General features: G+C 67.4%; 16 protein-coding genes. 8 read left to right on the top strand and 8 right to left on the bottom strand.

All coding sequences use genetic code 11. The annotated features are described in order from the left end of the window. The first annotated feature begins 46 nt into the window (after positions 1 to 46). From AB0333_RS16115 to AB0333_RS16100, 4 genes are read left to right on the top strand one after another with little or no spacing between them, the layout of a single operon-like run. Positions 47 to 1,510 (top strand): hypothetical protein, encoded by a 1,464-nt coding sequence (locus AB0333_RS16115; protein WP_366219706.1) that lies wholly within the window; start codon positions 47 to 49, stop codon positions 1,508 to 1,510. Beyond that, positions 1,507 to 3,024 carry an SCO6880 family protein gene (locus tag AB0333_RS16110; RefSeq protein WP_366219705.1) on the top strand — a complete coding sequence of 506 codons (1,518 nt, stop codon included), beginning with the start codon at positions 1,507 to 1,509 and terminating at the stop codon, positions 3,022 to 3,024. Before AB0333_RS16115 ends, AB0333_RS16110 begins: the two co-directional genes overlap by 4 nt. Then, entirely contained in the window at positions 3,024 to 4,628 is a 1,605-nt protein-coding gene (locus tag AB0333_RS16105) for a hypothetical protein (RefSeq protein WP_366219704.1), read from the top strand. The genes AB0333_RS16110 and AB0333_RS16105 overlap by 1 nt, the downstream gene beginning before the upstream one ends. Further along, the gene (locus AB0333_RS16100) at positions 4,628 to 6,364 is read left to right on the top strand and encodes a TraM recognition domain-containing protein (protein WP_366219703.1); all 1,737 of its coding nucleotides are present in this window, start codon (positions 4,628 to 4,630) and stop codon (positions 6,362 to 6,364) included. The genes AB0333_RS16105 and AB0333_RS16100 overlap by 1 nt, the downstream gene beginning before the upstream one ends. Positions 6,365 to 7,364: 1,000 nt before the next feature. Here AB0333_RS16100 and AB0333_RS16095 read toward each other — a convergent pair. The 5 genes from AB0333_RS16095 to AB0333_RS16075 all read right to left on the bottom strand — a co-directional run bounded on the left by AB0333_RS16095 (position 7,365) and on the right by AB0333_RS16075 (position 11,322). Further along, positions 7,365 to 8,030, bottom strand: coding sequence for a DUF4352 domain-containing protein (locus AB0333_RS16095; RefSeq protein WP_366219702.1), 666 nt, complete (start codon positions 8,028 to 8,030; stop codon positions 7,365 to 7,367). Between the two features lie 103 nt (positions 8,031 to 8,133). Further along, on the bottom strand, positions 8,134 to 8,565 hold the full coding sequence (locus AB0333_RS16090) for a DUF4913 domain-containing protein (protein WP_366219701.1): 432 nt from the start codon (positions 8,563 to 8,565) through the stop codon (positions 8,134 to 8,136). Beyond that, positions 8,562 to 9,485: a hypothetical protein gene (locus AB0333_RS16085; protein WP_366219700.1), complete on the bottom strand. Its 924-nt coding sequence runs from the start codon at positions 9,483 to 9,485 to the stop codon at positions 8,562 to 8,564. The genes AB0333_RS16090 and AB0333_RS16085 overlap by 4 nt, the downstream gene beginning before the upstream one ends. An 11-nt stretch (positions 9,486 to 9,496) precedes the next feature. Further along, entirely contained in the window at positions 9,497 to 10,942 is a 1,446-nt protein-coding gene (locus AB0333_RS16080; RefSeq protein WP_366219699.1) for a relaxase/mobilization nuclease domain-containing protein, read from the bottom strand. Then, on the bottom strand, positions 10,939 to 11,322 hold the full coding sequence (locus AB0333_RS16075; RefSeq protein ID WP_366219698.1) for a MobC family plasmid mobilization relaxosome protein: 384 nt from the start codon (positions 11,320 to 11,322) through the stop codon (positions 10,939 to 10,941). Before AB0333_RS16075 ends, AB0333_RS16080 begins: the two co-directional genes overlap by 4 nt. A 432-nt stretch (positions 11,323 to 11,754) precedes the next feature. On the opposite strand from AB0333_RS16075, the gene AB0333_RS16070 reads away from it, so the two are divergent. Genes AB0333_RS16070 through AB0333_RS16055 form a run of 4 tightly spaced genes read left to right on the top strand, consistent with a single transcriptional unit; the run spans position 11,755 to position 13,632 of the window. Then, positions 11,755 to 12,063, top strand: coding sequence for a hypothetical protein (locus tag AB0333_RS16070; protein ID WP_366219697.1), 309 nt, complete (start codon positions 11,755 to 11,757; stop codon positions 12,061 to 12,063). Between the two features lie 5 nt (positions 12,064 to 12,068). Further along, positions 12,069 to 12,377, top strand: a complete 309-nt coding sequence (locus tag AB0333_RS16065) for a hypothetical protein (RefSeq protein WP_366219696.1) — start codon at positions 12,069 to 12,071, stop codon at positions 12,375 to 12,377. A 25-nt stretch (positions 12,378 to 12,402) separates the two neighbouring features. Further along, complete coding sequence (locus AB0333_RS16060; protein WP_366219695.1) at positions 12,403 to 12,525, top strand: hypothetical protein; 123 nt, start codon at positions 12,403 to 12,405, stop codon at positions 12,523 to 12,525. Between the two features lie 3 nt (positions 12,526 to 12,528). Further along, entirely contained in the window at positions 12,529 to 13,632 is a 1,104-nt protein-coding gene (locus AB0333_RS16055; protein ID WP_366219694.1) for a DUF4192 family protein, read from the top strand. Between the two features lie 152 nt (positions 13,633 to 13,784). Here the strand turns inward: AB0333_RS16055 and AB0333_RS16050 are convergent, their stop codons facing one another. The 3 genes from AB0333_RS16050 to AB0333_RS16040 form a co-directional block, all read right to left on the bottom strand. Beyond that, positions 13,785 to 18,740: a helicase-related protein gene (locus tag AB0333_RS16050; RefSeq protein ID WP_366219693.1), complete on the bottom strand. Its 4,956-nt coding sequence runs from the start codon at positions 18,738 to 18,740 to the stop codon at positions 13,785 to 13,787. A gap of 113 nt (positions 18,741 to 18,853) precedes the next feature. Beyond that, entirely contained in the window at positions 18,854 to 19,261 is a 408-nt protein-coding gene (locus AB0333_RS16045; RefSeq protein ID WP_366219692.1) for a TnpV protein, read from the bottom strand. 32 nt (positions 19,262 to 19,293) lie between these two features. Beyond that, complete coding sequence (locus tag AB0333_RS16040; RefSeq protein ID WP_366219691.1) at positions 19,294 to 20,004, bottom strand: recombinase family protein; 711 nt, start codon at positions 20,002 to 20,004, stop codon at positions 19,294 to 19,296. Positions 20,005 to 20,727: the final 723 nt, after the last annotated feature.

Raw genomic sequence — 20,727 nt, 5'->3', positions numbered from 1 at the left:
GATTGGCTGCCACATTGGCGAGTTAGCGAGCTCGGCGTTTGGCGGGATGGTCGAGGGTCTCTACGACGGGGCGGTGGAACTGGCCAAGATCATCGGCACGTGGTGGATGGAGGTCCCGCCGCCGAACCTGGACTCGCCGGGGTTGAACCTGCTCCAGCAGGACTTGCGCTGGTTCGTGGTGGTCTTCGCCATGATCGGTTTCTTCATTGGCCTGATCCGGTTGGTGATGACCGAGGACGTCCGCTCCGGTGCGGTCAACCTGGCCAAGCCGATCATCAATCTGGTGTTGGCAACGGGGGTCTACATGGCTGCGGTGCCGATCTTGCTGACCGCCGGGGACGAGACGGCCCGGTGGTTGCTGGACCGCTCCACCGAGGGCAACTCCTCGATGGAGATGCTCATCCCCTCGACCGGAGCCATGGCCAGCAATTACGGGGTGGCGTTCGTGGTCTACCTGCTGATGTTGCTGGGTGCGGGCGTGAACTTCATGTTCATGATCTTCCGGAACCTGATGTTGGTGATCCTGATGGCGTTCATCGCCGTGGTGGCGGCCGCCTCCGGGACGGAGTCCGGCAACCAGGCCTGGCGCAAGGCCAACGGGTGGTTGATCGCCCTGCTGTTGTTCAAACCGGTCGCGGCCGGGATCTACGCCCTGGGCTTCCGGATGATGGTCAACGACACCGACCTGTCCCAGACTTCGGATCTCGGGGCCGGACTGGTCTCGGCCCTGACTGGGTTGTTGATCCTGGTGTTGGCGGCCTTCGCGCTGCCGGGGTTGATCAAGTTCATCGTCCCGGCCGCCGCCGTGGGCTCCGGTGGGTTCTCCGGGGGTGCGGCGTTGTCCGGGGCTGCCGGGGTCGCCGCCGGTGCTGCGGTGCTGGCCAGCGGGGTCGGGGCCGGGGCGATGGCTGCCCGGGGCGGGGCCGGTGCGCTGACCGCCGGCGGTGCAGGCGCTGGAACCAGCGCCGGGGCCGCTGGTAGCTCAGGGTCTTCTCTGGGGGCAGGCGGCTCGGGTGGTCCTTCGTCCATGGGGGCCGGGCCGGCCGGGGGCGCGTCCTCCACGGGAGAGTCCGCCGCAGGCACGGGCCCGACGGCCGGGGGAGCGGGCAGCGGTTCGTCCTCCGGGTCCGGGGCCACCGAGGGTGGCGCCTCGACCGACAGCTCCAGCAGCGCACCGTCCGGAGCCAGCGCCGACGGGGCGTCCCCGAGCGGGTCCACTGCCGGCGGATCCGCTGCCGGTGGATCCGCTGCGGGCGCGTCGCCCTCCGGGTCGCCCTCGGCCTCGGGGGCCGGTGCTCCTCCGGCGTCGGGTGCCACTTCCGGGGCCCCAGCGACCACCGGGGATCAGGCTTCCGGTGGCTCGGCGGGAACCGCCGCGGGCGGTGCCTCCAGCCGGGGTAAGTGGGCGGCGGCCATCAACCGGTACAGCCAGGCCAGTCAGGCCGGGTCGCAGGCCGCCGAGGGTGCCCGGGTGGACCGGGCCCTGGACGATGAAGGAGACCGAGCATGAGCACGACCGAGTCTGTCCGGATCGAGCCGCAGGTCTTCGGCAACCTCACGGTTCCCCGCCGCTCCGGACTGGGCGGGCTGTCCATGGGGGTGAGCCTGGCGCTGATCCCGGTGGTGCTGCTGGGCATCTTGTTCATGGCCACGGGCCGCTGGTACATCGCCTTCGGGCTGGTGGTGATCGCCGCGGTGGCGGTCCTGCTGCTGAAGGTCACCAAGCGGCATGGACGCAGTATCTACGGAAGGATCGCCTTGCGACTGGCACAGCGTGTCAAAGAGAAGTCCGGTCGGGACGTGTACCTGGCCGGTCCGACCGGCAAGGGCACCCCGGACGGGGCCACCCGCCTGCCCGGCTTGATGGCCCGGTCCGAGCTGGCCGAGTTCACCGACTCCTACGGCAACGCCTTCGGGCTGATCCGGGTGGCCGGGGCAGGGGTCTACAACTACTCCGTCGTCATCGAGGCCCATCCCGACGGTGACTCGTTGGTCGACCAGGAACAGATCGACCATCGGGTCGCCGTGTGGGGGTCCTGGCTGACCCAGCGAGGCCTGGATGAGGGGATCCGCGGGGCGTCGGTGACCATCGAGTCCTCCCCGGACTCCGGGCTGCGCCTGACCAACCTGCTTCAGGCCAACCGCACCGAGTCGTCCCCGGACTACGCGAGGGCGGTCACCGACCGGATCGGGGAGACCTTCCACGGCGGGGCACCGCAGCTGGTGGCACGGGTGAGCGTCACCTTCGACGGTCGCCGTCACGACGGCAAGACCGGGGACCGGGGCTGGAAGGAAATGGCCGAGGAGATCGGCACCCGCCTGCCCGGGCTCGTCGGGGGCTTGCAGGGCACCGGGGCCGGAGCGGTCCGGGCCTGTACCTCTCAGCAGATCACCGACTTCACCCGCGTGGCCTACGACCCGACCGTGGCCTCCATCGTGGAGCAGATGCAGGCCGACGGCGGCACCGGGCTGGGCTGGGAAGACGCCGGACCGTCCTTCGCCCAGGACTCCTTCGAGCACTACCGTCACGATCGGGCGGTGTCGAAATCCTGGACGATGTACCAGGGCCCGGAAGGACACTTCACCTCGTCCTCCCTCAAGCGGGTACTGGAGCCCTCCCCGGGGCTGCTGCGCAAGCGCGTCACCCTGCTCTACCGGCCGATCCCAGCCGAACGGACCACCGCCCTGGTTCAACAAGAGCAGAACGACGCCGCCTTCGCCGGGTCCCAGACCCGGCGCAACGCCAGGGCCGCCCTGCGGCAGGCCGCCGCGGCCAAGACCGCCGCCGAAGAGGCCCAGGGCGCCGGGCTGACCCGGTTCGGCCTGGTCATCACCATCACCGGGACCTCGGAGGAGGACCTCAAGGTCTGGGACAAGCGCATCCCCGGACTGCTCGGCCCGGCCCGGTTGCGGGTCCGTCCCGCCCTGGCCAACCAGGCCGTGACCTTCCAGGCCGGCCTGCCGCTGGGGCTGGTGCTGCCCGATCACATGCTCATCCCCGACACCCTGAGGGAGTTCTTCTGATGACCGACCTCTTCACGCCACCCACCGCCACCGGCACCGCCTCAGGGCAGTCCCTGACCTTGTCGAAGAAGGACCTGGCCCGGCTCAAGCGCGAGGACGCCAAGCGCCAGCGCGCCGCACGTCAGTCCCGCCCCAAGGCCAGTCAGCGCTGGCGCGAGGCCCGGGAGGCCTCCCGGCACCGGCCCGGCCCGCGGGGGTGGAATCGGGCCGCCGGCGGCCCGGTGGACGTCATCGACGCGCCATTCGAGCTGCAGGGCACCACGGTGCAGGTCTGCGGGTTCTACCCGTTCTCCGCCGGGGCCGGGTTGCCGGTGATCGGGGCCCCGCTGGGCTACCACCTGCGCCGCCGCTCCCTGGTCTGCGCCGATCCGGTGTCCTGGTTCCGGGCCGGGATCATCTCCAACCCTTCGGCGTTCATCCTCGGCCAGCCCGGGCTGGGCAAGACCTCGCTGGTGCACCGGATGATCACCGTGCTGGCCGACTGGGGCGTCATTCCGCTGGTGCTGGCCGACACCCGTCCGGACTACGTGCACACCATCGCCGACCTCGGCGGCCAGGTCATCAAGTTCTCACCCGGCCAGGGCCACATCAACCCGATGGACCTCGGGCCCATCGTGGCCCGACTGGCCGGCATCCGGGACGTCAAGGAGCGGGCCAAGGCCCTGGAGGAGATGGCCTCCCGGCGCCGGTCCCTGATCGCCGGCGTCGTGGGCATGATGCTCGGCCGCGAACTGGCCCCACACGAACGCTCCGTGATCGCCACCAGCTTGTCCGATCTGGACCCCGAACTCACCAGCCCGCCACTGCTGGGCGACGTCATCAGCCACATCACCGGCCGCCCACAGACGCTGCGCGCGGTCACCCTGACCTACGACAACGACGCCGAGTACGACGCCCGCGTCCGGGAGGTCCTCGACGCGTTGATCTCGCTGGGCCCGTCGGGAATGTACGGGACGATGTTCTCCGAACCGACCTCTGAGCACATCGAGGTCGGCCGTCCGGCCGTGTTCGACATCTCCGGGGTCAACGAGAACGACCACGTGCTCATGGCCGCCGTGCAGTCCCTGTGCTGGAACCTCGGCTCCGCCACCGTCTCCGCGGAGGCCTACCTCGCCGCCGATGAGGGACGGAAACGCAAGACCTACCTGCTGGTCATGGACGAGCTGTGGCGGATCCTGCGGGCCTCGGCGGACATGGTGCACTTCATCGACGCGATCACCCGCCTGAACCGCGGCCGGATGATGGCCCAGGTGATGGTCACCCACACCATGAACGACCTCAAACTCGCCGAACCGCACCTGACCGCCACCGCCTGGGGGTTCGTGGAGCGCTCCGCGATGGTCTTCCTCGGCGGGCTGGCCCAGGGCGAGATGGGCAACCTGCGGGAGGTCTTCGGCCTCTCCCGCGCCGAGGTCGCCCAACTCTCCGATTGGATCGCCGAGGCTCCGGTGGATGCCTGGACCGGCAAGGCCGGGCTGCGTCCGGGGGCTGGGAACTTCCTGCTCAAGACCGGCAAGGACGCCGGGGTCCCGTTGCACGTGCAGCTCACCGACCTGGAGATCGACAACACCAACACCAACCGCCACTGGGACATGGTGCAGTGATGCTCTCTGATCCCCGCCCTGGCCGGCGCACCCAGCCGGCCTCCGCCGAGACCGGCTGGGTCCTGGCCGCCGGGGCCCTGACCGCCCTCATCGGCGGCGCCGTGCTCTGGATAGTCGGGGCCTGGCTCGACCCCACCACCGACACCGACGCCGCCGGCGGGCCGGTGGAACTGATCGCCGCCCAGGCCACCGGGGAGACCCCCGTGGGCGGGGTGCAGCTAGCCGTGTTCGGCACCGGACTGCTGCTGTTGCTCGGCCTCGGCGCCGCGTTCGCGGTGGTGGCCCTGCGCACCAGCAGGCGGCGCAGCCGCGTCGACCACCTGGCGCCCAAGATGGCCAAGGCCCGCGAGTTCGACGCCCTCACCGAGCCCGCGATGGCCCAGGACTCCGAACGGTTACGGGCCACCGCCGCTGGGCCGGGGGTGCCGCTGGCCAAGCTGGTGAACAACGGCAAGCGGCTGTTCGCCTCCTGGGAATGGGTGCAGATCTGGCTCATGGGCCCGAGAGCCGGCAAGACCACGTCCGTGTGCGTCCCGCAGATCCTGGAGACCAGGGGCCCGGTGGTGGCGACCTCGAACAAGCGCGACCTGGTGGACATGACCCGCGGCCCCAGGGCCCGCACGGGGGTGGTGTGGGTCCACGACGTGCAGGGCATCATCGGGGAGGAGCCAACCTGGTGGTGGAACCCGCTGTCCTTCGTCACGTCCATGGAGCGGGCTGAGATGCTCGCCGACATCTTCGTGTCCTCGGCCACCAGCGCCGGCGCCACCCAGGACGCCTACTTCGAGTCCGACGGCCGCCGGCTGCTGTCGATGATGTTCTACGCAGCATCAGTGGGGGAGCGGCCCATCACCGACGTCTTCACCTGGGCCCAAGACCCCGAGGACAAGACCCCACGGGACCTGCTCCTCAAGCACGGCCAAGAGGCGGTGGCCTCCTCGCTGGCCAAAATCCAGCAGCTGACCCCCAAGCAGCGCGACGGCGTCTACGGGACCATGCGCCCCTGGGTTAACGTGCTCTCCTACGACAGGGTCGTGCCCTGGGTACGCGACACCGGCCAGCTGGGCCGGGCTGAGTTCGACCCGAAACGCTTCGCGGCCTCCACCGACACCCTGTACCTGATCTCCAAGGAGGGTGCCGGCTCCACCCGCGCCATCGCCGGAGCCCTGGCCGTCGCGGTGCTCACCGAAGCCGAGGAGATCGCCGCCCGCCAGCCCGGCGGCCGGCTCTCCCCGCCCATGACTGGGGTCCTCGATGAGGTCGCCAACGTCGTCCGGTGGCGGCAACTACCCGACGTGTACTCCCACTACGGCTCCCGCGGGATCGTGCTGTCCTCCTTCTTCCAGGGCTGGGACCAGGGCCTGGAGGCCTTCGGCGAGAAGGGCATGAAAAAACTCTGGTCCGCCGCGAACATCCGCGTCGCCGGCTCCGGCCTGTCGGACTCGGCGTTCCTGCCGTTCCTGTCCCAACTCATCGGCGACCACGACGTCACCCGACGCACCTCCTCCACCCAGAAGGGCGGCCGCTCGGTGTCCACCTCGATCCAGCGCGAACGGCTCATGGACGTCAACGACATCGCCGCCCTGCCCCGCGGCCGCGCCGTGCTGTCAACGTCGGGGCTGCCCTCTGCCCTGGTCGAGCTCCAGCACTACTCCACCCAGCCCTACGGCGACGACGTCACCGTCTCCAAGGAATATTACGAACAATCAGCCCCCCGTAGTGCCGTTAGGACATAGCTGACGCAGGCGACTATGTGCTTCAGGGCCTCCAGACGGTGACGACCAAACCAATTACCGAAATGATTATGCCGCCCAAAGTGAGAAGCAGTCCGACAAGGCCAATGACTTCCGTAAATCGGTTGGGAACTATCGGGAGAATTTGCCGCACCGTTGGAGTCCAGCGGCCAGCATAAACCTGCACCAATATGGTATCGGTCGAGTACATGAGGTCTGCGACGTCAAACATTTCCCATCGCCGCTCATCAGAACATGCATCTCGCACTGCCCGCAGATGACCAGAGTGCGTAGGAACCCCTAAGCTCTGGGCCAATCGATCGAACTCATGACAGGCCCGAACCAGTTGCAAATGCGCGAGCCGCAGATTCAGTGATTCGGATGAGACCAAGACATTGCGGGCTTGGACAAGTCGCGCCTCTCGACACCGAAGCCTCCTCAGCAAAACACGAACAGTCACGAGGGTTGCCGCAAACACCATCAGAGCGGGCCCGATAATTAGCGTCAACGAAATGACATATAAAGGGGCACTTAATGGTTCTTCGACCAGCGAAAATATATATACAACCCAGAAAAGACTGAATGTCGATGACGCTGCAAGGCTGACTGCCAAGGTGAGCAACCGGGCGAACCGCTCGCGATTCGGACCCAACTGGACCCCTAGCGACTTCCTATCTTCCGGACGGTCATCCAAAAGGTGAAGAGCTGAAGAGTTTAACGTTGCCAGCCCACGAGCAACTGATGACCTACTCTCGATCGCAAAAACACCCCATACGACCACTATGGTTAAAAACATAAAGGAGAATGAGAAAGCCGAAAACAAGTAGACCATCACTGCTCACCCCTCCTGTGGGTCCATCACTAAAAGCTCTAATTGCCGGACAGGTAAAGTCGCCCCGAGTTGGATCTCAATGGAGCCTTTAATCGCGAGTTGGGCGGCCACTTTTCAGACGTTCTGATTCAGGCTTGGCTACCGCTGTGTCCGTACTCTCCTTGTTAAGGCCTAGAGAGACGCGTCGAATGCCACGACCGCAGGCTCCTCGTCCATGGAATTCGTATCTTGGAAATAGAGACCTACGACCTCAGAATTCTCGGGGACCATGAACGCGTAAGTGATGTTGTCGGTGAATCCTGGCTGCAGCTGGGCGTTGCACTCAGGGTTGTCCTTGATTTCGTAGAGGTCATCGACGGTGTCGAATTCGCGCATCTCACGATCCATGGCCATGATGTTGATGGGCCAGCTGCACGTCAGATCCATGGATTCCTTGCCGATGTTCTCCACTTCGGCTTCAATCACGATGAAGCGGCCTCCCTCATCGGCGGGGACCCCTTCATACTTGTCGTAGCCGGATCCTTGGCGGTAGTCCGTCACGTTCATGGTCACAGTGTTGTTGGCCTTGGCCGTCTTAACGGTCAGGCGCACTCCGCCATGCTCCACGGGCTCACCGATGAGCCCAGCTTTGGGGTCTGTTCCCGTACCGGCCTCCGATTCGGTCTCTGCGACGGCGTCCGCAGACGATTCGGTTTCGGGTTCTGCAGTGACAGTGGCGGTAGCCGTCACGGTCACCGTAGCGGGAGAAGCTTCCGGGGTGGCCGCGCAACCGGACAGGAGCACGGCTCCCCCGAGAAGGGCGATAGCGGCAGCATTAAGAGAGCGCAAAGAGGCCATGGGATATCCAGTTTCTATGAGACGGTGCGAAGAGTGTTGAGGATGATGAAAATCACTCCCCGGTATTCTAAGGTGTGCATCAGACACGCTTAGCGCTTCCCCGCTAGAACCAGCCCGGAGGCGATGGGGTGGCCTCCCACTGTGCCGGAACTTGATCCGATCGGGGTGGGTCGTAGTCCCAGAAGGGGCCGTCTTCGGCGGTGAGGCGGTCCATGACTGGCCAGAAGTAGTCGCGGTACCAGGCCACGGCGGTCATGGCGTCTTCCCAGCGCATTTGTTCCCAGGACTCCCAGAGGGCTTCGAGGATGGTGCCGGCCTCCTCGTAGCGCCACCATTGGGGGTCCCAGCGGCGGCCGCCGATGAGCTTGCGGCGGTAGTGGGGGAGTAGCCAATTCTGTACCCACTGTTCGGCGTTGGGGAAGTACAGCGGACGGTCCTCGCCACCGGCGGCGTCCGCTTCAACCTGCCGTCCGGAGTCCACGGCCGTGGCGGGCTCGCCGGTCGGGTCGTCTTCGAACTCATACATGGCGGTCATCGGCTCAGCCCTGTTTCCTGGCCCTGTCCGAGGCCGCGCCCCGCGGTGGCCAGCTTGGTGGCCTTGATACTCTTCGCGCCGGGGGCGATCCGTTCGGTGGTGGGCTGGGGGAACCCGGCAGCCTGCCGAGCACGCACGAGTGCCAGCTGGGGGGCGTTGGCGTGGCGTTCTACCTGTTCCAGCTGCGCCTGGGTGACCCGCTGGTACTGGCCTGTGTCCCGTCCTCCGGTCTGTTCCTCGACCGTGGCGTTCCTCTGGTCTTGCTGTGTTTCGGCCCCGTACCGGTCGGCCAGGGCCAAGTGGGCGTCCTCGTCGACGGCCTTGGCGTCTGCTTCCTTCTCCGCGTTCTGGCTGGCGGCCTGGCCCGCCTCGGAAGTTTGGGCGGTGATGTCCGGGTCGGATACGTGTTCCAGATCGGCGTCCGCGGTGGTGTCCTGTTCTTGCTCGATTGTCGGGGTCAGGGCCCGGTCGGCCTCGGCGTCCAAGCGTTGGGCGGCGAAGTAGTCGCCCAGAGCATCCCGCAGAGCGGCGTGCCGGTCCACCAGCGAGGTCGGGTGGTCCTTGTTCATCGATTCGAGATTGATGTCGTAGTCATTGCGCAGCACGTCGGCGGCGTGCATCCACGCCCCCCGGGCATCGGCGTGGGTGCCGGCCAGGTGGGCGGCCACGGTGACCCGGTCCGCGATGGATTCGGAGCCGGCGGTGCGCCAGAACTCTGGATTGTACACCTCCCGGTTCACCATCGCGGCGACACTGGCTTCGGTGCGGGTCTGTCGGTCGGCGTCGGCGGTGCGTTCGGCGGCTTGCATCTGTGCGCGGCGGGCTTGGGATTCGCGGATCTGCATCCCGGATCCCATAGCTACGCGCAGCATGGCGCCGAACTGGGCGGCCATCTCGGATTCTTCCTCGTTCTCAGCCATGACGTTCTCTCCTATCGGTCGATGCCGGTGTCGGGTCCGGGGCGGGTGTACCTGCTCGTCAGGGTCCCGGACCGGGGTGTCGGGGGAGTGGTCGGTCGGGTTGGTTCGTGGGATCGGGTGATGGATGAGACGGTGTGCATCAGCGCCGCGGTCCGCTCGGCCAGCTGCGGGCGCTGGCTGGTCAGGGTGTGCACGGTCATGGCCCGCGAGAGCCGGTTGGCCTGCTTGAGCACGGCCAGCCAGCCCCGGGCGGAGTCCTTGGCCGCGAACCGTGCCCCCAGGCGGACCATGTGGCGGGCGTTACCGCCGCCCTGGGCGGCCCGGGCGTACTCCTCCGACAGCTTCGAGAACGCGCCGGGCCGGCCTTGCTCCAGTTGCATGGAGACCCGGGCGTAGATGCTGGCCAGATCGTCCGGTCCGGTGCCGGTCTTGCCACTGAGCAGCGTCTCGATCTTCGCGGCGTCGAAGCGGTGCACCTTGAGCGTGCCGGCCTCGGCCGCGGGGCTGTTGTGCCAGGACGCCAGCAGGGACTCGGCCTGCTCGCGGCCCTGCCCGTTAAACCGGGTCATCACATTGGGCCAGCCCAGGGTGGCGTCCAGCTTCGAGGGGGAGTACCAGATGGTGTCCGTCCCCCCGGCCAGGGCGACCTTGTACCCGCGCACCCGGGTGGTCGAACCTGAAGCGAAGGACGGGGCCACGCGCACGTCCAAGGCCTTCAAGTGCTCCAGGTACTGCGCCGGACTCGACGCGGTGGCCAGGGCGGTGCGCATCCGCCGGCGCAGCTCCGGACGGGGCGCCTGCGGGTAGCCCTCTGCCTGCGCGCGGGCCACTTCGGCGGGCTTGTCCCCGGACAGTCCGCGGGCCACCTGACGGGACTCCAGCACCGCCAGGCCGTGCTCCTTCTCCAGCTCCCCGCAGACCTTCTGGGCGCGGCGGTAGTCATGGTGGATGCTTGCCTTGGTGCCGTCCTCCCGGACCAGCTGCACGGCGATGTGAATGTGATCGTTCCCGGCCTTCGAAGTGCCGTGGTGGACAGCGACCCAGCGGGAGGACTTTGCCCCGTCCGGGTCGATGAAACCCATCCGCTCCACGAACTCGCCGGCAATGGCCCCCCACTCCTGTTTGGACACCTCCCGGTCGCCCTGGGCCAGGGACAGCGAGCAGTGCCAAACGTGCCCGTCCTTCTCGCCCGCCTTGACCTTGCGCTGGGACGTTTCATCCCACCCATACACAGGTGCCTTCACCTCGGTGCCGTGGGTCCGCCGGGGGGCGTCCAGAATCGCGCCGATGCGCTGCCCGTCCTCATGGGAAAGCTCTTGTCCGGGCTCGAACTCAATCAGCACCCGGTCATCACCGGAGACCACCATCGGGGCGGTGTGCTCGTTGGACCGGCCCGGGCCGACAAGGTAGCTCATCAGCCCGACCATCTGCCCGCCCCGGACCACGTTCGGCATCATGGCGTGCCCCGATCCAACGCCAACGACTCGACCGTGGAATCGACATCGCGCAGCACCCCGCGCAACTCCTCCAGGGACCCACGCACATCCCCGTGCAGTTCCCCGTCGGTGTTCAACCCGCGGGCGATCTGGTTCAGGTTGTTGCCGACCCGCGCCAGCTGCCCGGTCATCACATTCAACGCGGTCAACACCCGGCGACGATCCGTGACCGTCTCCCCGGCCGAGACCGCCAGCGCGGACTCCTTCAACAACCGCGGCACGGACACCCCCTGCTCCACCGCCGCCAGCGACAGGGCCGCGTCCTCGGAGGCAGAGAGCTTCACCACCCGGCGCGCCGGACGGCCACCGACCACGTTGGCCTGACGCCTGCGCTCCGCCACCGTGACCACCCCCGCGCTAACTGCCTACCGCTGTCTCTGACTGCTTCTGACGTCCGCCCAGTGCAACGCCGCTCACCCGTGAGTGTCCCACCGACCGGCGCGTCAGCGCAAGGGCACAAGCCGGTTAGGGCACCTAACCATATAGCTTGCTCCGGCTCCGCCGGTCCCGCTGGCGCGGGCGTCGATGCGGGCTGCCGCCCGCAGTTGATTGACGGGAACGGAGCGTTCCATTCGGCCTTGGAGGGTACTGGACCGCCAGAACCGGTCAAGCATCCGGACCGGCTTTCGCGGCATATCCTCACTCGCTCGTTCCTCGCTCCCTCCGGTATTCCACGTCCGGCCCTCCCGTGCTTGACCGAACCTAACGGCCCGAGTATTTCGGTCTTCGCCGAAAGGAACGGCAGCCAGAGCAAAGCGACAGGAGAGTTCTCCATGTACCTCACCACTCGCGGTTTCCAGACCGCCCTAGAAGACTTCCTCGGCGACGACACCGGCGACCAGGTCCTCACCTACGCCCGGACCCATCGAGCCGCCGAAAACCTCCAGGGCTACCCCGAGCTGCTCACCCTCGAGGAGGTCGCCCAGCTCCTCGACACCGACACCCACGAGGTTCTCCAGGTCACCGGTGACGACGCACTGCCGGCGATCGAGATCGGTGCCACCATCCGCCGCTACCGACGAGAAGATGTCCACAACTACCTGCACCACCTCAGCGAGAAACGCGCACCCGCTCTAGGGTGAAAACCATGACCGAGAACATCACTGAATCCTTCATCGACCAGGCCCGCAAACTCAACGACCAACGCCTCACCGCAGTCCAGGACATCGCCGCCGCCGTCCAAGCTCGCGTTGACGCTGAGCAGGCCCTCAAAGACGCGCAAGCAGCCGAGCGCAAAGCGTTCAAGGACGCCGAACGCAAGGGCTGGACCAAGACCGAACTCGACAAGCTCCGCCCCAGCAAACGCCGCCGCACCACCCTCAAGGACACAGCCGGCACCAACGCCAACACCGCGGCCGTACACCATTCAACCGGCCAACAGCAGCCCACCGATTGACACCATCACCCACAGGGGGAACACCATGGAATCCGCCATCACCGAGAAACTCTCCGAACTGCTCACCAGCGCACCCGCATCACCTTTCGTCGTGGACATACACCTGCACCGGGAACCGGTCACCGTCGTCTTCGAGCCGCAGGACTGAACCATGGCCGACGACAAGCCCACCATGCGCATCACCACCCCCACCGACCTCGCCGGCGCCGTCCCCCACCTGGTCGGCTACCAACCAGACAACAACCAGATCGCCATCCTCGGCTTCCACGGACCCAACTACATCGGCGCCGCCGTCCACACCTGGGCCGCCACCCTCGGCGAAGGACCCGCCCACACCGCCGAAGTCACCGACCACATCACCCGCGCCTTCGGAGACCGCGCCAACTCCTACCTGGCCATCGGTTACGGGCCAGAGGGCCCCGAACGCGCCCTGCTCTTCCATGACGCCTTCACCCAGCAGACCGAGACACAGGCCCAGGCCTGGGCCTGGGCCGTGGACAACGACCTCCTCCAAGTCTTCTCCCCTGGTCGCGGCTGGAGTCCCGAAGCCAACCTGGAGGACACGGCCGGCACCGAATACTCCATGGTCACCGGCGCCCAACCGGCCGCCACCCGCGAAGACCTCGCCCAGCAGTACCAACCGGTCCCCGAAGACCAACAAGCGCACCTGAATCCGGACACCGCCCAACGGTTCGCCACCATGGCCCCCACCGCCCAATACGAATGGGCCTCCCGCGCCCTCACCGAAGGAGCCGAATCCAAGACCGGCCTGACCGACGAACAAATCGCCATCATCGCCCACGCCACCGCCACCAGTGTGCACATCCGCGACAACCTCCTGGCCGACGTCGTCGGCGACAACATCAAAGCCGATCGCCTCGTCGACACGTTCCGGCGCTGCGACGACGCACGTCGTCCCGACATGGCCGACCTCGCCGGCGCCGGCCAATACATCACCCGCGGCAGCACCGTCGCCATCGAGGCCATCACCCGCCACACCACCGGCTCCCTCGGCCGAAGGGCCAACCAAGCAGCATCCCTCGGCCTCGACCCGCAACCACTGATCGACTCCATCAACCGCGACGAACTTCGCCAACGCCTCACCATGGACGACCGCCATCACTACCGCAGCCACGTCACCAGCCACTCACCCCTGCTGCCCAACCCCGACCCCCGAACATCCACCCGACCAGCACCTGGGGCCGGCCACCAGCCCAAGCAAAACCCTGGTGCATGGAGGGACATGGACCTTTAGCCAGGGCGATCCTTTCCGCAGTGCATCGATCGGGGAGGCCCCGCTCTTGTCCACGGCGATGCGTTCCGTGATGAACTCAACGGCCTCGTCCTTAGCAGCAATCTCGTCTACAAGGTTGAACAGGTCTCGGAGCTCCGACCCTGGTCATCACATCAACTCAGGCCGATTCCGCCATTCCGCTCTGCGCTACGGACGGGTGCGATGGGGCGGCCCACAGGAGGCATCTGGCTTGGGGTCCTGGACAGGTTGGGTGAAGCAGGGAACGAGGCCCTGGTTCGCTGCCGAACGGCCTCGAGTTCGGGGTCCAATGCAGGCCGCGGCTGGTCCTGTCCGGCCAGGTGCTGGTTGATCCGCTCGACATTGCGGCGGGCTTCGGTCAAAGCCGTTTCGTGTTTGAAAGGCTGACGCAGGGCGGCCACGGCGTCCCGATATTCCTGGCGGGCTTCGTCGATGTTCTGCTCCTGCCTGGACACGGCCTCGGGCAGGCGGCGGACCTGGTTCTCCAGCCGTTGAATCAGCCCGACGCTGGGATTCCGGGCGGCCTCCCGGGTGACGTCAATGTGGATGCCGGGAGCGCCGTCAAGGCAGAGCCGCACAGGCGAGGACAGTAGGTCCGAGGGGTGCGCTTGTCCCTCCACCACTCGAACATCGTGGCCTGCGATGGACCCGGCTATGCCGGCGTCGCGGTCTCCGACGAACGGCGGGCGGGGCGGCGTGTTCTTCTGCACCCACGCGCCCAGTGCCGCAGCGGCCTCTGCGCGTTTGTCGTGGCGTCGACCGGCAACGGTCATCGAGAACGATTCGCCGCCGAGGTCACCGGTGGTGCGCGCGGCCGCGGCCTCCAGCCGCGGCAAGTCCTCCGCCAGGGCTCGTCCTTTCTTCTCGGCCCGGTCTTTGCGGTGCACGAGCGAGGTCTGGTTGCGATGCCAGGCACGGCTGAGCCGTTCGAGCCGGGAGAGTTCCTGATTGGCCTTGGACTTCTCCAGGATCAACGGGTTACCGCTGGAGATCGCCTTGACCTCCGCGAAGGACAATGTGTTCTCCCCGACGTCCTCGATTTCCCTGACGTCGAGTCGACCACGCATGACCTGGTCGATGAACTTCGACTTGCGTTCCAGGGTTTGCCACATGAAGGTGTCGAACGATCCCTTCGTGACGACCTGGGAGATGGCGACTTCGGGGTTCTGGTTGCCCTGGCGGACGATGCGTCCGTGCCGCTGAGAGACGTCGGCGGGGCGCCAGGGGGCGTCCATGTCGACCAGGTGCACAGCACGGTCTTGAATGTTCGTGCCGACGCCCATCTTCTGCGTCGATCCGATGAGGACGGCGACGTCGCCGCTGCGGCAGGAGGCGAACAGCCGGCCCTTCTCGGCGTCGTTCTTGGCCTCGTGCATGAACCGGACCTTCTCGCCCGGCACTCCGCGGGCAGTTAGATCCTCGCGGAGCTGGTCGTAGACGTTCCAGTTCTCGGAGGGGGTCCCCAGGTCGCAGAAGACGATCTGGAGCGCTCCGGGGGTGGCGTGGGGTTCGCCGGTGGCCGGGTCCGTGTAGATGTGGTCCTTGTGCTCCTGGTACACGCCGGTGATGAGGTCGGCGGCCGCGGCGACTTTCGTCTCCACGTCGAGGATGCCGAGGTCGGGGTCGACGAGGCGCATGTCCAGGGCGGCTTTGCGGCCGTCGCTGGAGATTTTGAGCATGTTGTCCTCGGTCGGGTCCACCAGTCGTTGCTGGATCTTCTCGGCCCGGTCGCCGATGTCGCGGATGTACTCCTGCAGCTCCGGTCCGGGTTCGACGGTGACCATCCGCGGCGTGCGTTTGCCGTCCTCGCGTTCTGCCAATGCGGGCACCGGTAGTTGCAGGTCCTCGGCCGTCTTGACGTCGGCGAAGGTGTGGAACATCTTCAGCAGCTCGGGAACATTCTGGAACTTGGCGAAGCGCTCCTTCATCTTGAACCGGTCCCCGCCGGCCACGGACATCTCCATCTCGGAAACCACTTCCCCAAAGGTCGCCGCCCAGGTGTCGAAGTCGTTGATCCCGGCGGCCTCCAGCAGGTCCGGGCGCAGATAGCGCTGCATCACGTACATCTCGGTGACGGAGTTGGCGATCGGTGTGGCCGTGGCCCCGGTGATCACCCGGTCCCCGTGCTGGTGGCGCAGGTACTCGACCTTGGCGTGCAGATCCCCTGCGCGTTTGGAGCCGTCGATGGCGGCGTCGGCGATGTTCGAGGGGGTGTCGAGGTTCTTGAAGTCGTGCAACTCGTCCACGATCAGATAGTCGATGCCGGTTTGTTCGAAGCTGATGCCGGGGTCCACGGGACGGTCGCGAAGCTCCTTCATCTTCTCCTCGCGCACCTGCAGGCGGGCTTCCATCTTCTTCACGGTCAGCGAGGCTTGTCCCTGCTCGGCGGCCCGGGCAGAGGCCGCGGCCAGCTCTTGACGCATCCGGTCGTGCTCGCGGTCCAGGTAGGCCTGTTCAGAGGCGGGCGTGAGCTTGATTCGTTCGAACGCGGTCCGGGTCATGATCACCGCGTCCCAGTCGTTCGCAGCGGCCCTCGCGACGAACTCGCGGCGCTTGTCCCCGGCCAGGTCGGCCGACGACGCCGCCAGCAGGCTCGCCTGGGGGTAGAGCTGGAGCCACTCACGGGAGAACTGGTCCAGCATGTGGTTCGGGACGACGACGGCGGGCTTGTTCGTCATGCCCAGCCGCCGCAGCTCCATGGCTCCCATGACCATCTCGGCGGTCTTTCCCGCCCCCACCTCGTGAAACAGGCCGACCGACGGCTCGGAGACCATGCGGGCCACCGCGGCGCGCTGGTGCGGGCGCGGCTTGAAGGTCTGCACCAGTCCGGGCAGGGTCAGCCGGTCCCCCTCGACGGAGTAGTCGCGCAGCACCAGGGAGTTGAAGCGGCGGTTGTACTCGTCGGTCAACGCCACGGTGCGTTCCGGGTCCTCCCACACCCACTCACGGAACCGGTCCTTGATCAGCTGGGCCTTCTCCTGGGCCGCGGTCGTCTCCGTCGGGTTCAGGATGCGCCGGTTCCCCTCGGGGTTGTCCGGGTCGGGGTCGGTGACCTGAACGCGGCGCTGCTCGAGCAGCGCCTTGAAGATGTCCCCGGCCGGCATCCGCTCGGTGCCCCAGTCGTTGCGGGCCTGGAACGTGTGCCGGCTGGCCCGGACATCCCAGTTCGCCCCTGCCGCACGGTCCACGTACGCCCGGGAGTCATGGATCAGCTCTTGCAGGAACTCGGCGTGGATCTCCGGCGAGATCCACACTGATCCGACCTTCGCCTCGATCTCGTCCGCGCCCAGCGGACGGGGCAGCACCTCCCGCAGGGCGGCCACGTTCGGCCGGTAGGCGAGGTCTCCCTCCGCGGCCGCGGTGGCAACTTCCAGCTTCTCGCGGACGTTGCCGCTGAGGTACTCGGCGCGGCTCTCCAGCACGCCGGGCGCGCCGGGGACGTCGTAGACCAGCTCACCCAGCGCGGTGCGGGCCTCGGCCAGGTCGGTGCCGAGCAGCCGGGCGATGTCGGCCAGGTCAACCTCTCCGGTGGTGTCGAGGGTGACGGCCAGCGCCTCGGCCGGGGTGTCCGCCCCGCGCACGGGCTGGCGGGGCTGGACCTGCCGTTCGGTGAGCAGGGCCGCCGGGGCGGCGGTCTGGGTTCCCTCGTCGAAGTGCTCCAGGGCCGGGACCAGCGGCCCGTAGGGGTCCTTGCGCAGCAGGGCCATCACCCGCGGCTGGGTGCGGCCCATGATGTCCTGGCCGGCGTCGTCGGTGCGTCCCGTGCGGCGTTCGGTGAAGCGGTTGATCGGCCCGTACCGGTCCACATAGGCGGCGTAGTCGGTCGCCAGTTGCGACCGGGCCTCGGCCAGCTCGTCGGTGTCCTCGACGTTGACCGCCTCCATGGTCAGCACCGTGCGCGCCCCGTCGCGCAAACCCAGCAGGGAGCGCAACTCCGCCTGCTGGGTGCGCGGAACCTCGAGCTCCTCCACCAGGCCCTCGAGGCTGACCCTGGTGAAGGTGCCCTCCGGCGCCGCCTCGATGTGTCCGACCTGTTCGGCGGCGGGGTGCTGGGGGACGCGGGCCGCGGCTTGGACCTCCGCGGGGCGAGAGTCTGCGGCGATACCCCGCCCGGCGGCCACCGCCTCGGTAGCGAGCTCGTGCAGCTGGGCACGCAGCTGGGAGGGCACGGCCTGCAGGTCCTCGGCGCGCACGGTGATGGTCGCGTCTCCGTACATGCCGCTGCCAACTTCGACGGCTCCCAGCACGCGCCCGGGGTTGGCGGTGAAGTAGACGTTGAGGCGCGCCCCGCCTGCTTCAGCATCCAGCGGGCGGGATTCCAGCCACATCCGGTCCCCGGGTTCTTCTTCGGGCAGGCGACGACGGAAGACCAGCACGTCGGTGAGCGCTTCGGTGCCGGCCGTGCGTCGGTGCGCGCCGTTGGGTAGGCGCACCGCGCCGAGCAGGTCCGCCGTGTCGTAGATTTCGCGCCGGGCCGCCGGGTTCTGGGCGTCCAGGGTGAAGGACGAGGAGATGACCGCCACCACTCCCCCGGGGCGGGTCAGCGCCAAGGACTTGATGATGAAGTGGTTGTGCATCGAGTGCCGGCCCCGGTTGTGGGTCGGATCGTGCAGGACCGTGCGGGCGAAGGGCACGTTGCCCACGGTGGCGTCGAACTGCCCGCCCCCGAACCGGGAGTCAGCGAAGGACTCGGCCCGGATCGTGGCCTGAGGGTGCAGGGCCTGGGAGATACCTGCGGTGACCGGGTCCAGCTCGACCCCGGTCATGTCGGCACCCTGCGGGGCCAGTCCGATGAAGGTCCCGGCCCCGGACCCGGGCTCCAAGACGTGGCCACCCTCGAAGCCGAGTTCTTCGAGGGTTTCCCAGATTTCTGTGGCGATTGCCGGGTCGGTGTAGTGGGCGTTGATGGCCGTCCGGTTGGCCGCCCGGTACTCGTCCTCGCTCAACAGCTCGCGCAGCTCGGCGCGGTCCTCCGCGTACTCGGCGCGGTTCTCGTCGAAGACCTCCGCCAGCCCGGCCGCACCCCAGCCGCCCCACCGCGCCAGAGCCTCACGCTCCTGAACGGCGGCTTCCCGGCCTGCCTGCTGCACCTCGCGCAGGACGCGCAGCGCTTCGAGGTTGGCACGGAACCGCGCGCGGGCACCCGAGGGGGCCCCGGCACTAAGGTCACGGCCGGCGGATGGTGCCGGCGTTCCGGCGTCGACTACCGGTGCAGGTCCGGCTGGTCGCGTTCCATCTCGACCCGGTTCAGCTCCTCCACCGACTCCCGGTGCAGCGCCCGAGCCTCCCGCATGAACTCCAGATGGATGCCGATCAGGCTGGGCTCGTCCACCTTGTCCTCGTCCATCGAGTCCTGATCCTGAGGTGTCAGCATCTCGGCCCGCACGATCTCCTCTGCCTGGCTCGTCGCCGCGTTCAGCCGGCCCACCTTCTCCAGGTAGGTCTCGCCCTCCGGGTCCGGGCCTGCGAGCTGGACCGACAGCTCCCCCACGCTGGTCTCCGCCTCCTGCCCCAACGTCGTGAACCAGGCCTCCGGGTCCGGGATCTGGGCGTACTGGGTCGGGGCGAGCATCTTCCAGGTCTCCTGTGCGTGCTTGCCGTACCTGTTCATGGCGAACCTCCTCGGGCTCTGGAAAGAGGAAATCATCGAGGGACACCTGGCCTTCGACCTGGCGGACTTTGCGAGCTCGGACCATCAAGGGGCTCCCGGGGTGAGGAATCAGGGTTTTCCTCAGCGTATCCATCCCCGACCAGGCCATCCTGGCGCAGCGCGCGAATCACGGTGGACCGACTGACCTTGAACTTGCTCGCGATCCGGTCCAGGGACCACTTGTCTTCGCGGAGTCGGCGCGCCTCTCGCACATCATGAGGTTGCAGACGCGGTGGCCGGCCACCCTTGCCCGCCGCCGCGGCCAGTCCGGCCATGGTGCGTTCGCGGATGAGCTCGCGCTCCATCTCCGCCACCGAGGCGATGATGTTGAACATCAGCCGGCCCTGCGGGGTCGTGGTGTCGACGCCCTCGGACAGGGAGCGGAACGCGACGCCGCGCTCCTTGAGCGAGTCCAGCAGTTCCACCAACCCGCGCACGGTCCTGCCCAGCCGGTCGAGCTTGGTCACCACCAGAGTGTTCCCCGGCTGCAGCGCCCGCAGACATTGTTCCAACTGCGGGCGGACCATCGTCGCCCCAGACTTGCCCTGATCCGCGTACACCGCGTAGCAGCCAGCCGCCACCAACTGTTTCCGCTGGGACGCCAGGCTCTGCTCCGCGGTCGACACCCTGGCGTACCCCAGAGACACACCCTCAGGAACCAAGATCGGCTCCTCCGCGTCCGCCAGTCGTTCCGGCCGGTCCATGCACCCTCCCTACCGGGTCAGAATCCGTCTCAGACCTTCGCAGCGAGCATACAGGTTTCGTACTTGGCTTGTGACCATCCCAGGGGTTCCCGGCCGCGTGTCAAAATGCCGCTTTCAGAAGTCGACGGCATGGATGTCAAAAGTCACCTGAACGGATCGCCCAGGTGGCATAAGCACTGTCCACGTGGGGATTCCTTGGCGGGACTTGCCGCGGGAGCAGGTCGGCCCGGACAGACGCTGTGAAAACGCCGCCGCCGCTACGCCGCGGACGGCACCTGGACCGGGTCCTGGCCAAGGTACTGGCAGAGACCCACGTTCCCCGGCGCGGCCCCGGGGCAGCGCGGACCAGACCGAAGGCGGTGATCGCGGCCGGGCCTACGACACCGGGGTGATCCGCACCGAACTGCACCGGCTCCGGATCCGGGCTGTCACACCGGACAGGCCACACCAGATCACCGCCGGCCAACGGCGGGGCAACCGCGGCGGGCCCCCACCAGACTTCGACGAGCAGGCTACCGCGGGCGCAACGTCGCGGAACGGTACTTCGCCCTGGCCCAGCAATGGCGTGGACTGGCCATTCGCTACAACAAGTTCGCCATCATCAACTGGCCAGACGCATAAGGGAGACGGTCAAGTCCCGGGCAGTGGTGTAACGGTCTGATCCTTCGTTGGGGTTGTCAGGCGCTGAGTTCGAGGGTGGTTTCCGGTTCGGTGGTCACCTCG

Source organism: Citricoccus sp. NPDC079358 (assembly GCF_040702545.1).
In the GTDB taxonomy this organism is placed as follows: Bacteria; Actinomycetota; Actinomycetes; order Actinomycetales; family Micrococcaceae; genus Citricoccus.
This window is presented reverse-complemented; position numbering and strand designations above follow the sequence as displayed.

Bases quoted from the DNA above. Each gene is read 5' to 3' on its own strand.
- AB0333_RS16110 (WP_366219705.1), top strand. From the start codon at position 1,507: ATGAGCACGACCGAGTCTGTCCGGATCGAGCCGCAGGTCTTCGGCAAC.
- AB0333_RS16105 (WP_366219704.1), top strand. From the start codon at position 3,024: ATGACCGACCTCTTCACGCCACCCACCGCCACCGGCACCGCCTCAGGG.
- AB0333_RS16095 (WP_366219702.1), bottom strand. From the start codon at position 8,030: ATGGCCTCTTTGCGCTCTCTTAATGCTGCCGCTATCGCCCTTCTCGGG.
- AB0333_RS16045 (WP_366219692.1), bottom strand. From the start codon at position 19,261: ATGAACAGGTACGGCAAGCACGCACAGGAGACCTGGAAGATGCTCGCC.
- AB0333_RS16070 (WP_366219697.1), top strand. From the start codon at position 11,755: ATGTACCTCACCACTCGCGGTTTCCAGACCGCCCTAGAAGACTTCCTC.
- AB0333_RS16090 (WP_366219701.1), bottom strand. From the start codon at position 8,565: ATGACCGCCATGTATGAGTTCGAAGACGACCCGACCGGCGAGCCCGCC.
- AB0333_RS16055 (WP_366219694.1), top strand. From the start codon at position 12,529: ATGGCCGACGACAAGCCCACCATGCGCATCACCACCCCCACCGACCTC.
- AB0333_RS16085 (WP_366219700.1), bottom strand. From the start codon at position 9,485: ATGGCTGAGAACGAGGAAGAATCCGAGATGGCCGCCCAGTTCGGCGCC.
- AB0333_RS16080 (WP_366219699.1), bottom strand. From the start codon at position 10,942: ATGATGCCGAACGTGGTCCGGGGCGGGCAGATGGTCGGGCTGATGAGC.
- AB0333_RS16065 (WP_366219696.1), top strand. From the start codon at position 12,069: ATGACCGAGAACATCACTGAATCCTTCATCGACCAGGCCCGCAAACTC.
- AB0333_RS16060 (WP_366219695.1), top strand. From the start codon at position 12,403: ATGGAATCCGCCATCACCGAGAAACTCTCCGAACTGCTCACCAGCGCA.
- AB0333_RS16115 (WP_366219706.1), top strand. From the start codon at position 47: ATGGTCGAGGGTCTCTACGACGGGGCGGTGGAACTGGCCAAGATCATC.
- AB0333_RS16040 (WP_366219691.1), bottom strand. From the start codon at position 20,004: ATGGACCGGCCGGAACGACTGGCGGACGCGGAGGAGCCGATCTTGGTT.
- AB0333_RS16100 (WP_366219703.1), top strand. From the start codon at position 4,628: ATGCTCTCTGATCCCCGCCCTGGCCGGCGCACCCAGCCGGCCTCCGCC.